The 12,439-nt window shown below is 74.5% G+C and carries 9 protein-coding genes; all 9 read right to left on the bottom strand.

The genetic code is table 11. From position 1 onward, the window contains the following. Positions 1-20 precede the first annotated feature (20 nt). A complete protein-coding gene (locus tag ACQP00_RS08575; protein ID WP_433216856.1) occupies positions 21-995 on the bottom strand; it encodes a hypothetical protein in 975 nt (324 codons plus the stop codon). A 475-nt stretch (positions 996-1,470) separates the two neighbouring features. Then, positions 1,471-3,225, bottom strand: coding sequence for a diguanylate cyclase domain-containing protein (locus tag ACQP00_RS08570; RefSeq protein WP_433216853.1), 1,755 nt, complete (start codon positions 3,223-3,225; stop codon positions 1,471-1,473). Between the two features lie 109 nt (positions 3,226-3,334). Further along, entirely contained in the window at positions 3,335-4,540 is a 1,206-nt protein-coding gene (locus ACQP00_RS08565) for a sensor histidine kinase (protein WP_433216850.1), read from the bottom strand. Further along, positions 4,537-5,202, bottom strand: a complete 666-nt coding sequence (locus tag ACQP00_RS08560) for a response regulator transcription factor (RefSeq protein WP_433216847.1) — start codon at positions 5,200-5,202, stop codon at positions 4,537-4,539. The genes ACQP00_RS08565 and ACQP00_RS08560 overlap by 4 nt, the downstream gene beginning before the upstream one ends. A gap of 83 nt (positions 5,203-5,285) precedes the next feature. Then, a complete protein-coding gene (locus ACQP00_RS08555; protein WP_433216844.1) occupies positions 5,286-6,665 on the bottom strand; it encodes a PQQ-binding-like beta-propeller repeat protein in 1,380 nt (459 codons plus the stop codon). Between the two features lie 24 nt (positions 6,666-6,689). Next, entirely contained in the window at positions 6,690-7,949 is a 1,260-nt protein-coding gene (locus tag ACQP00_RS08550; protein ID WP_433216841.1) for a hypothetical protein, read from the bottom strand. 275 nt (positions 7,950-8,224) lie between these two features. Continuing rightward, the gene (locus ACQP00_RS08545; RefSeq protein ID WP_433216838.1) at positions 8,225-9,511 is read right to left on the bottom strand and encodes a PQQ-binding-like beta-propeller repeat protein; all 1,287 of its coding nucleotides are present in this window, start codon (positions 9,509-9,511) and stop codon (positions 8,225-8,227) included. Further along, positions 9,508-10,827 carry a PQQ-binding-like beta-propeller repeat protein gene (locus ACQP00_RS08540; protein WP_433216835.1) on the bottom strand — a complete coding sequence of 440 codons (1,320 nt, stop codon included), beginning with the start codon at positions 10,825-10,827 and terminating at the stop codon, positions 9,508-9,510. The genes ACQP00_RS08545 and ACQP00_RS08540 overlap by 4 nt, the downstream gene beginning before the upstream one ends. After that, complete coding sequence (locus ACQP00_RS08535) at positions 10,824-12,212, bottom strand: PQQ-binding-like beta-propeller repeat protein (RefSeq protein WP_433216832.1); 1,389 nt, start codon at positions 12,210-12,212, stop codon at positions 10,824-10,826. The genes ACQP00_RS08540 and ACQP00_RS08535 overlap by 4 nt, the downstream gene beginning before the upstream one ends. Between the last annotated feature and the right edge of the window lie 227 nt (positions 12,213-12,439).

Genomic DNA, 12,439 nt, shown 5'->3' with positions numbered 1-12,439 from the left:
CCTAGGTTCTGCAACAGGCCCTAGCTTCCACCGAGGTGCGGAAGGGCGCGCGCGGCGGTCTGGACGGCGGCCACCGCGGCGTCGATCGCCTCGTCCGGGCCGGCCGGGCGGACGGTCAGGTGCACCTCGAAGGTCAGCGGCGCGTCGGCGACGATCGGGACCCACTTGAACCGGTCCGCGTACCGCCCGCCGAACTCCATGCCGGCCTTGAACGGCAGGGACACGTCCGACGGGGCGACCAGCACGCGGCCGTCCCAGCGCGCGGCGGTCTCGTGGCGCAGGCGCAGCACGGCGGCGGCGGTGTCCCCGGTCGGCCGGCCGACGTGGGCGCCGGGGTGGCGGTCCAGCCCCCACGCCGCGCGGCGGTCGTCGGGGACGCCGGTGAGGTGCGGGATCACGCGGTACCGCCGCAGCAGCTCCGGCAACGCCAGCCGCACGCCCGGGAAGTGCGCCGCCGGCACCATCGCCTCCAGGCGCGCGGTGTAGAGGCGGACCGACCGGCTCCCCAGCGGCGGCGGCGCCCCGATGAGCAGGGCGTGCCGGTGCAGGTCGGGCGCGGCGTGCCGGTGCGGCTCGAGGTATTCGACCGCCACCCGGGGCCGGCCGAACCGCTCGATGAGGCGGGCCTGCGCGGGCGCGACGAACGCGGCGTGGTGCGGCAGGCAGGCCAGCCGCGGCAGCCCGTCGCCCGGGTTCGGCTTGCGCATCAGCTCGTACTCGCCGACGACACTGCGCGCCGCCCGCTCGAACTCGCGCCCGCGTTCGGTCAGCCGCAGCTGCCCGCGGTTGCCCTCGAACAGCGGCTCGCCGCACCAGCGCTCGATCCGCGCGATGGTCTTGCCGACCAGCTGCCGCGCATAGGGTTTGTCGCGCAGGTGCTGCGGCCGTGTCGGGGACAGCGCCTCGGCGGCCTTGGTGTGCTGGCGGTGCTCGGCGACGGCGAGGAAGACACGGCACTCCCACTCGTCGGGCGCGACGTCGTCGCTGACGGCCATGGTCCGAGAACCTAGGAGTTGCGTGGGCACCGGGGATAGCCGGAAACCGGATTTTCGCCGTATGGGCAAAAACCGCCCATACCCCCTTGCGTTCGTGACCGTCGGTTACTTGACGTACCGATGTCATCGTGACGCTCTGTGAAGTAGACCATAGCGAGGCGGACGCATCCGCGCGCGTTCCACCCTGGGTAGGGGCCGGACCACTCTACGCCGAGTGATGGAACACCTCGGGTGCGCCCGTCGCCCACGACTACGGTGCGCACGCGGGACGGGAGCGGTAGACAGGTGAGCGGCGGCGGGCCCGGCACCGAATGGGACCAGGTGACACCCATACGCGTCACGGCACTGAAGATCGAGCTCGTGCAGCACGGCGCCGTCCGCGGCACGCTGACCGTCCGCTCCCCCTCGCCCAAGCCGCCGGCGATCGCCAAGTAACGCAGCGCTACGCCCGGCGCCGGCCGGACCGGACGCGGCGCTACGCGCGGTGCCTGCCCGGCCGGTCCGAACGGTGCTTGACCGCGTACATCGCCTGGTCGGCGGTGCGCAGCACGGCGTCGGGCTGCTCGCCCGGCGCGGCCAGGTGCACCCCGATGCTCGCCCCGATCCGCACCTCCTGCCCGTCGATGGCGAACGGCGCGGCCGCGCACTCCCGCAGCCGCTCGATCACCCCGGTGGTCTCGGCGGCCGTGCCCACCCCCGGCAGGAGCAGCACGAACTCGTCGCCGCCGACCCGGGCCAGCACGTCGACCGGGCGCAGGCACGCGCTCAGCCGCGCGCCGACCTGGCGCAGCAGCTCGTCGCCGGCCTCGTGCCCGAGCTCGTCGTTGACCGGCTTGAACCCGTCGAGGTCGACGAAGAGCACCGCGACCGGCTCGGCCCGCAGCGAGTCGGCCAGCCGCTGCTGCAGCCGGCGCCGGTTCGGCAGGCCGGTCAGCGGGTCGTGATGGGCGTCGTGGGCCAGCCGGTCCTGCATCTCCCGGCTGTCGGTGATGTCCCGCGCGTTGACCACGATGCCGTCCAGGGCCGGGTTGTGCAGCTGGTTGGAGGCGGTGAGGTCGAACCAGCGGTGGTCGCCGTCGGCCTGGCGGACCCGCACCTGCATGCGCTCCAGCCCGCCCCGCTCGGCGACCAGCGCGGCGAAGCGCTCCCGCACGAGGTCGCGCTCCTCGGGGTGGATGCTCTCGAACACCGGCGCGCCGACCCAGGTCAGGCCGAGGATGCGCTGGCCGCTCGGGCTCGTGTACACCACGTTGCCCTGCCCGTCGAGCACCGTCACGACGTCCGGGGCGTGCTCGACCAGCGCCGAGAAGCGCTCCTCGGCGCGGCGGCGGACCAGCTGGGAGCGGTACCCGAGAATCGCCAGCCCGGCCACCCCGACCAGCAGCATCGTGAGCAGCGCCAGGTTGATGGTCAGGCTGCGGTTGCGCACCGGGCCGTCGAACGTCGCCTCGGACTGCGTGCGCACGTAGGCCCAGCCGCCGGGCAGGCCGCCGTGCACCGCGGCGATCATGGCGTGGCCGTTCTCGGTGTAGGTGGCGAACTGCGACTCGCTCGAGCCGATCTTGGCCATGATCGCCGGGTCGACGTGCGTGCCGAGCAGGTCCGGCTCGCTGGACGCGCCGACCATCCCGGTCGCGTCCACCAGCATCGAGGCGTGCGAGTCGTCCCGCAGTTTGACGATGTACTCCTGCAGCTGGCTCTTGGCGAGCGGGATGAACCCGTACACGATGGCCTCGGGTTGACTGCCAACCACGATGGGCACGGCCGCGGCCTGGATGAGGGTGCTGCCCACCGTCATGATCGACGAGAAGCCGGGCCTGCCGAGCGCGATGTCGGAGATGAGCGGCTTGAACGCCGCGGACTGCGGGTCGGGGAACATGCCGATCGGGCCGGTCGCGCTGAGCAGGTTCCCGGTCAGGTCGGTCAGCACCAGGCCGTAGGTGAAGTTCGCGGACTTCTTCTGGTACTCCTGCAGCGCCGCCACGTCGCCCGCGTCCCCGGCCGTCATCGACAGCGGGTGGCTGGTGACGAAGTCGTTGAGCTCCTTGACCGCGACCATGAGCACCTGCTCGGCCAGGCCGCCGTTGTTGGTGACCAGGGCCAGCGAGTCGGCCCGGTGCACGGTCTCGGCCGCCCGCAGCGCGGAGCGGTTCACCGAGATGCCGACGGCGCCGATGGCGAGCAGCAGCGCGATGCTGATGCCGACCACCAGCCAGCTGCGCAGCCGCATCCGACCGCCCCCATCGCGCCCGAGCGCCGGTCGGGATGGCCGGCGGGAAACATAAGACCGATCGGCGCCGCGCGGGGCGTTTCTGAGCAGAAGTGCCTTCGGTCACAGCTCAGGCGGCGGGGCGGACCGCCGCCGTGCCGCTCAGCACCGGCGTGACCGCGGCGGCCGGCAGGGAGACGGTGACCTCGAGGCCGCCGCCGTCGAGGGCGGCCGCGGAGACCCCGCCGCCGTGCGCCTCGCAGATGGCCCGCACGATCGACAGGCCCAGCCCGGTGCCGCGGGCCCCGGTGCGCTCCCGCCCGCCGCGGCGGAACGGCTCGAACAGCGCGGGCAGGTCGGCCGGCTCGACCTCGAAGCCGCTGTTGCCGACCACGAGCCAGGCCAGGGTCTCGTCGGTGCCGGTGCGCACCCAGATCCGTCCGCCGAGATGGTTGTACCGCACCGCGTTCTCGATGAGGTTGCCCGCGAGCCGCTCCAGCAGCCCCGGGTCGCCGACGACGTTGGCCGGGGCGAGGTCGGTGCTGACGTCGAGCTTGATCCGCTTCACCTCGTGGCTCATCGCCGACAGCGCGACGGTGACCCCGGTGGCCAGGTCGGTGCTCACCTTGCGGCCCAGCCGCCGACCGGCCTGCGCCTCGGTGCGGGCGAGCAGCAGCAGCGACTCGACCAGCGCGTTGGCCCGCGTCGAGGCGTCGCGCACGACGCTGCCCATCCGCCGGAACTCCTCGACGTCGGCCTCCGGGTCGTCCAGGGTCACGTCGACCTCGGTGCGCATCACCGCCAGCGGGGTGCGCAGCTCGTGGGAGGCGTTGGCCACGAAGCGTTTCTGGGTCTCGAAGGCCGCGGCTATTCGGTCGAGCATCGCGTCGAAGGTCTTGGCCAGCTCGGCGACCTCGTCGTCGGCCCCGTCGTAGTTGATGCGGGCGTCCATCGACTCGCCGGAGAGCCGCTGGGCGGTGGTGGTGACCCGCTGCAGCGGCCGCAGCGAGCGCCCGGCCACCACGTAGGCCCCGGCCACCCCGACCGCGCCGATGAGCAGCAGCGCCAGGCTGCCCCGGGTCAGCAGCTCCCACTCGGCCGCGTCGACGAGGTCGGTCTGCCAGGTGCGGGCGTCGACCTCGCTGCCGTCGGCGAGCACCACCCGGGTGCCGGGCTGTAGCTGGTCGGCGGGTTTGAGCGCGCCGTCGACGAGCAGGTAGGCGAGCACCACGAGCACCAGCCCGGCCCCAACCAGCAGGATGCCGTTGAGCAGGGTGAGCCGCAGCCGCAGGGTGGGGCGGAAGGCGGCGGTCCGGCGGGCGTCGTAAATCGTCATTGCGGGGGCCTGGTCCGGTAGCCGGCGCCGACCACGGTCTCGATGAGCGCGGGCTCGCCGAGCTTCTTGCGCAGCGTCATCATCGTCACCCGCACGGTCGTGGTGAACGGGTCGGCGTTGGCGTCCCAGACCCGCTCCAGCAGTTCCTCGCTGGACACCACCGCGCCGCGGGCCTTGAGCAGCTCCTCCAGCAGCCCGAACTCCTTGCGGGTCAGGTCCAGCGGCTGCCCGGCCCGGGTCGCGACCCGCTTGGCCTGGTCGAGCACCAGGTCGCCGATGGTGAGCACCGGCGGCGCGGCCGGGGTGGCCCGCCGGCCCAGGGCCTGCACCCGGGCCACCAGCTCGTCGAAGGCGAACGGCTTGGGCAGGTAGTCGTCGGCCCCGATCTGCAGCCCCTCGACCCGGTCGGCGACGCTGCCGCTGGCGGTCAGCATCAGCACCCGGGTCAGCGCGCCCGAGGCGACCAGGTCGGCGCAGATCTCGTCGCCGTGCACGCCGGGCAGGTCCCGGTCCAGGACCACGACGTCGTAGCGGGTGACCATGGCCATCTCGTGGCCGCTGGTCCCCTCGTAGGCGACGTCGACCGCCATGCCCTGCCGCCGCAGCCCCCGGACGATCGCGTCGGCGAGATTCGTCTCGTCCTCGATCACCAGCACGCGCACGCCCTTCACACCCCCACCCGATCCGGGCCAGTGTGGTTCAGGCGACGTGAAGTCCCCGTGAAAGGCCCCGGTGCCAAATGTAGCTACCCGGGCAACCGCCAGAGCCGGACCGAGTCGCCGCCGGCGATGCAGGCCAGCCGGTGGTGGCGCATCGAGCAGCGCGACGGGATCGGGCTGACCAGGCCGAGCGGGGTGATGGTGCCGGTGCGCAGGTCGATGCGGGCGATCCGGGCGCCGTCGTCCTCGGGCCGCTGCACCAGCTGGGAGCCGGCCGGGGCGAAGCCGATGTCGTCGTCGTCCGTGCCGTCGCTGGCGGTCGGGACCACGGCCCAGCCCGCCAGGTCGGCGCGGTCCTTGCCGGTCTGCCAGTCCACCACGCGGACGCGGGTGAAGTCGTCGCGGTCGCGGGCCACGAGCACCCCGGGCCCGGCCGCGTCCAGCTGCAGCGGCCGCCGCCACGCCTCCGTGCCGGTCTCCGGGTCGAGCACCGCGAGGTCGCGCCAGTTCGGCACGCAGATCATCGGGCCGCAGGCGACCACCACGGGGCCGTAGGCCATCTCGGCGATCGGCGCCTGGTCCGACGAGGAGAACAGCATGTGCCACTGGTAGCGCAGGGTGTCGCTGCGGTACGCCGTGATGAGCGCCCCGTCCCCGCGGACCTGGACGATCACGAGCAGGCCGGCCACGATCCGCACGCTGGTGGGCGGGGTGTCGGCGAGCTCCGGCACGTCGGCCGCCGCGGTGATGGCCCCGGTGGCGGCGTTGCGGATCTCGGCCCGCCCGCCCGGGTACCAGGCGGCGAACCAGCCGCTGCCGGGCACGTCCGGCGCGACGACGCGGGCCCCGCCGGGCAGGTCGAACGACCAGCGGATCTCGCCCGTCTCGGCGTCCAGCCCGCCCAGGTGCACCGGCGACGGCGCGGCGCCGCGGGCCGGCACCAGGGGCGGGCAGGAGGCGCTGCGGTCGTCCACGGTGAGCAGCCCGGGCGCGGCCCCGGCGGGCCCGGCGAGCACGGCGATCGGCGCGCCCGCGCGGGACCACAGCTGCCTGCCGGTGGCCGGGTCGAGCCGCTCCAGGCTCCAGCCGACGGTGGCGGTGCAGGGCCGGTGCCGCACGTACGCCCGGTCCGCGGTCAGGTACGCCTGGCCGCCCTCGTCGCCCGCGAGGGAGCGGGTCCAGCGGGGCTTGCCGGTGGTCCAGTCGAAGGCGGTGAGCGCGGGCTCGTCGCGCATGGCGTAGACCAGGCCGCGGTCGGCGACCATCGCGGACGCGTGCTCGGCGAGGGTGCCGGCCTCCTCGATCCCGGTCCCGGGCCGCGAGCCGGTGGCGAAGAGCACCACCAGGGTCAGCATCAGCACGATCGGCCACTGCCGGCGCCCGGCCGCGCGCGGTGGCGGCCACTCCAGCAGGTCCTCGCCGTCGACCATCCCATGCGATTCACCGAGATCGATCAGTTCGCCCACGCTTCCAGCGTCCCCGCTCACCGCCTAGGTCGCCAATCGAAACAGCACCACGTCGCCGTCGCCGGTCGAGCAGGCCACCCGGGGGCCGTCCAGCTCGCACGCGATGAGGCGGGCGTCGACGGTACCGATGGGAAGCACCCGATCCCCCGCGCGGAAGCCCAGCAGGGTCGCCTCCTCCCCGTCCGGCGCCCCGAGCAGCATGCGATCGGCGTCGGCCCCGAGGCGCTGCCAGCCGTCGAGCACGGGCGACTCGGCCCCCGTCGCCGGGTCGAAGAGGTGCACGACGCCCGCCCCCGGCTCGGTGAGCAGCCCGCCGGGCGCCGCCGCGAGCTGCGCGTAGCCGCCGGGGCTCCACCGCACCGCCCCGGTCGCCGGGTCGAGCACGAACGTGAGCTGCCCGGTCGCGCACAGCACGGCCCCGCAGGCCCGGACGGTGAACCGGTCGGAGCGCCCGGACGCGGACACCGTCGGCACGTCGGTCCGCCACAGCGGAGCGGACCAGGCCCCGCGCCGGTACGCGGTCAGCGTCGTCGCCCCGCGCGGCGACCCAGCCCCGGCCGCGGCGATGATCAGCAGATCCCCGGCGGCCGCCACGATGTCGCCGGACGCGGCGACGAGGTCTCCCGCGGGCGCGCGCCGCCCGGTGACGAAGTCGGCCACCGCGAGCGCGCCGGTGCGGTCGGCCAGCGCCGCCCAGCTCGCCCCGGCCTCGGCCGAGTCGACCGCGACCCGGGTGCCGGCGTCCACCGGCAGCTCCCAGCGCGGCTCGCCGCCGGGCCCGAGGGCCTGCCAGCGCAGCCCGCCGCCGATCGGGGCGTTCGCGGCCAGGGCGCCGCACCCGTCGGACCACAGGCTGCGCAGCACGACGGTGCCAGGGACGCCCGCCGCGGTCCGGACGGGAACGCCCGGCGCGTGCCAGACCTCCCGGCCGGTGCGCCGGTCGACGGCGACCGTGGTGCCGGTGACCCCGGAGCGGCACAGGTCGGGCCAGAGCACCACCACGTCGTCCGCCCCGGGCGCGGCCGCGGCGTAGGACAGCGTCGTGAGCCCGTCCGGCGTGTACGTCCAGCGCGAGTGCCCGTCGCCGGCGTCGAACGCCTCCACGGGCGTCGGCGTCCGGTCGTTCTCCAGCACCAGCAGCACGTCCCCGGCCAGCTGAAACGCCCCGTTGCGCAGCGGCTGCCGGACGATCTCGACCGGCGCGGCCGGCAACGGCACCGCCGACACCAGCGACATGGTCAGCCCGAGCGCCAGCAGCAGCCCCCACCCCCGGGGCAGCCCCACGCGCCCTCCGTCGGCGTCGGCGACCCACGGGGTCCCAACGTCACCGAGGTCGATGACGGCGGCCCCGGCGACCCCATCGCCAGAGGGCAACGTGCTCGGCAGCACGCCCCCATTCTGCAAGCCCGCAGCCTCCGGCGATACACACCGCCGCAAGCTAAGACCCGGTGCGGTCTTGAGGGGGTGTGGGTGGAGCGAAGCTCCCCCACCGCTTTTCAGGACATAACGCTGTATTCACCGGTGCCAGGGCGCCCATACAGCGCTAAGACCTTTCGGTGCTAATCCAGCACCGTCGGCGGGACCCGCCAAACGGTCAAATCCCCAGCCATCGTGCAGGCCACCAGGTCGGCGTCGGCCGCGCACGACGGGGTGCCGCCCCAGAACTCGCCGCTGCCGAGCACCGCGACCCGCCCGGTGCGCGGATCCAGCAGGCCGACGGTAGCGATCGGCTCGCCGTCCGCGCGGTGCCACACCACGATCCGGTCGCCGCGTGCCGCCACCGGGTGCCAGCCGTCGATCCGGGCCCTTACCGCGCCGGTGGCCGCGTCGACGACCGCCGCGACCGGCGGCGCCTCCGTGGTCCAGTTCAGCGCGCCCAGCGCCATCGTGGCCGGGCCCCGCCCCAGGATCAGGCCGAGCTCGCCGAACCGCCACGCCTCGGCGCCGGTGCGGGCGTCGTACGCGACCAGGCCCGACTCGTCCGCGCGGCACCACCGCCCGAACCCGCAGTCGCGCAGGGCCGCGTGCAGGCTCGCCGGGACGTGCCACAGCGGGCGCCCGCTCGCCCGGTCGAAGACCCAGTCCTCGGTCGTCCCGGAGCGGATCGCGAGCTGCCGCCCGTCCTCGCCCACGTCGATCCAGGTCGGGTCGATCCCGGTCAGGTCCAGGTGGTCGGTGTGGCGCACCGCGCCGGTGGCGAGGTCGTGGGTGCGCAGGTTCCCGGAGCGGTCCAGGACGCTGAGCGAGGTCAGCTCGTACGTCGCGCCGGCCCCCCAGCCCAGCGCCGGCACCTCCCCGGCCGGCACGTCCAGCGTCCAGACCGTCACCCCGCGCGGGTCGACCGCCACCAGGCCGTTGCGCGTGTCGCCGAGCACCACCAGCGGACCGGCCAGCCCGGCCAGGACCACGCCGCTGCGCTCCCAGCGCGGCGCACCCGTCCGCGCGTCGAGCGCGGCGACGGTCGCCAGGTCGAAGGCGTCACCGAGCTGCCGGGCGAGCAGCACGATGCCGGCGTCGGCGTGCACGAGCTGCTGCCCGTCGCCGAGGTCGGCCGACCACAGCAGTGCCCCCGCGGTCGAGTACGCCTCGAGCCGGTGCGGCCCCTCGCCGGTGTACCGCACGACGAGCACGCGCCCGCCGCCGATCGTGACGTACTGCGCGGACTCCTCGATGAACAGCACCGGCGGCGCGGTCGCGGCGCCCGCCGGCGGCACCGCGGCGGCCAGCACGGTCACCAGCGCGACGGCCAGCCACCGGCCCGTCCCGCCGAACCGCCGCCGGCGCGGTCGCGGGGTCTCCGGCGGGGTCCACGGCTGCGCGTCGCCGAGGTCGATGATCACGCTCACGGCAGCCGCCACACGTTGAGCCCGTTGCCGCTGCACAGCACGAACCCGCCTTCGGCCGTGCAGCGCGGGGTGGGGCCGATCTGCCCGCGGCCGAACACCCGCACGCCGCCGGTGCGCGGGTCGTAGAGCCCGACGTACCCGTTCCACTGGCCGGGGTCGACGTGCGCGACGATCTGCCGCCGCCCGACCCGGGCGTAGGCGCCGACCCAGCCCTCGAGCCGCGCCCCGACCTTGCCCGTCCGCGCGTCGATCGGGAACACCACGGTCTCGTGCGACGGCGACGCGGAGGTCCCGAGCCCGCCGGCCACCACGACGTCCTCGTCGGCCCCGAAGACGTTGTTGTACATCCCGACGCTCCACACCTCCCGCCCACTCGCCGCGTCGAGCGCGTGGATGCCGCCGCCGTCCACCGCGCACCAGTGCCCGGCGGTGCACGGGTACACCGACGTGAACTCCACGCCGCCGTAGCGCCACCGCACGCGGCCGGTGGCCCCGTCGTACACCTCGACGCCGACGACACCGATGCGGCTGACGACGGCGCGGTCGCCGTACACGTCGAACCAGTTCACTTCGTCGGCGCGCACGCCCAGCGGCCACCGCGCCGTCTCCGCCCCGCTGCCCGGGTCGCGGCGGATCAGCGTCCCGTCGGCGCTGAGCTCGTCGAGGGTGGCGAGCTGGTCCGTGCCCGCGCCGTAGCCGACGGAGACCAGCGACTCGCCGGCCAGCGTCACGTCCCACACCGGCGCGCCCGTGCGCAGGTCCACGCCGAGCAGGCGCTTCTCGCGGCCGCGCCCGGTCCCGACCCACCGCTCCGTCCATCCGGTGACGTCCTGCAGGACGAGCACCGACCCGGCGGCCCCGTAGACCGCCACCGCCGCCCGCCGCCACAGCACGGCCCCGGTGCGGGCGTCGAGGACCGTGAGCGTGCCATCCTGGGCGGCGAGGTCGCCGTACACGGAGGAGATCAGCACCACCCCGCCCGTCAGCAGCTGCAGTTCCTCGGTGTCGCGGGCGCGCGGCCGCGTCCACCGCACCTGCCCGGTGACGCTGCGCCCCTCGAACTGCCCGAGCGAGTTCACCTCGTACCGCGTCACGAACACCATCCCGCCCGCGAGCCGCGCGTCGAGCACCCGGTCCGCCAGGCTGAACAGCGGCGCGTCGAACCCCGGCACCCCCGCCCCGACCAGCAGCGCCGCCGCGAGCACGGCCACCGCGACCGCCGCCACCCGCCTCCCCGCCCGCCCCCGCCGCGACCCGCGCGGCGGCCCGTCCGGCGGCGACCAGGGCTCGGCCGCGCCGAGGTCGATGACGCTCACCGCAGCGGCCAGACGAACAGCACCCCGATCGCCAGGCACGCGACCCGGTCGGCGGTGGCCGTGCACTGCACCGACCCGTAGAAGTCATGCGCTCGCCCGAGCACGTGCACGCTGCCGTCGTCCGGGTCGAGCCGCCCCACGATCGCATCGGTGTTGCTGATCGGCCGCCACACGAACATGCCACGCGCGCCGACCGCCTCGTAGTACCCCCCGGCGACGTACCACCCCTGCCGGTTCCACGCCACCGCACCCCCACCGGCGACCGCGAACGCCGTCACGTCATCGGGGTGATACTCGTCGCTGAGCTGCCGGTACATGAGCAGCCGATCCCCCGTGTCGCCGAGCACCGCCGAATACCCCCGCGCCCGCCACAGCACCACCCCGGTGGCCGCGTCGAGCACCTCGGTGCCACTCTCCCCGAACACGCAGTAGTGCACCCGCAGACACGGCACCGGCACATTCCACGCCGGCGACTCCCCCGCCCACCGCCACAACCGCTTTCCGGACGCGAGATCGAACACCTCCGCCCCACCCCGCCCGGCCGGCAGCACCACCTCCTGCCCCGCCACCCCGGGCGAATGCCGCGACAAAACCGCCGAAAAATCCAGCTGGTACCGCCCGCTCACCGCCCCCGTCCGCAGGTCCCGCACCCTGACCACCCCGTCCGCCCCAAGCTCGGTGAACGCGCTCAGATACGGATACTGCGCCAGCCCGAACCCCGCCAACGTCCCCGGCGCCAGCTCCACGCTCCACAGCACTTCCCCGCTCAGCTGATCCAGCCCGAGGTACCGCTCATGATGCCCCCGCGGCGGCAGCGCGAGCCCCGGATCCTGCGGGTCACCGTAGGAGTCGTCGAACTCGTCCACCTCGTCGGGCCACGCATGCTCGCTCACCACGACAACGTCCCCGGCCATCCCGGCGAACGTCACGAGCTCCCGGTGCCAGAGCTCCTCCCCGGTGCGAGCATCAAGAGCAAACGTCCTTCCCGTGTACCGCCCATGCTCATCCGACTGCTCCCGCTGCACGAGCCCCACCCGATCGGTGAGCGCGGCAAACGACTCATTGGCCACCCCCGGCCGCCGCCACAACACCGCCCCCGACCGCGCATCGAGCGCCTCGGTGACCGGGTCAGCCCCGGCCCGCTGATACCGATGCACAATGAGCCGCCCCCCGGCCGCATCGATCGCCAGCACCTGAAACTCGGCCGTCCAGAGCGGTTCGAGCCCCGGCCGCCAGTCCGAACCCCCCGCCAGCAACACCCCGACCAGCACCACCACAACAAGCCCCAGCCGCCGCACCCCCGCACGCCGCGCACCACCGCCCCCCGGCCGCTCCGGCGGCTCCCAGGGCACACTGACATCGAGCTCGATGATCGCGTCGGGCAACGGACGTCCTCTCGTCGCAAGAAGAGAGTCCCACGCCCCCCGCCCGGGTTGCACGACCCAGCCACCGGCTCTTCCGTCACCTCAACCGCCTCGACCTCAACCGGCTCGGCGGCTTCTACCGCCTCGACCGCGACTGGCTCGGGTTCGAGCTCCGGCTTGACCGCGGCGGCCTCGCGCTCCAATGCCAACCGCCGCAGCTTCTCAGCGTGCCGCTGAGCAAGTCCCCA

Source organism: Dactylosporangium sp. CS-047395 (assembly GCF_050942185.1).
Classification (GTDB): Bacteria; Actinomycetota; Actinomycetes; order Mycobacteriales; family Micromonosporaceae; genus Dactylosporangium.
This window is presented reverse-complemented; position numbering and strand designations above follow the sequence as displayed.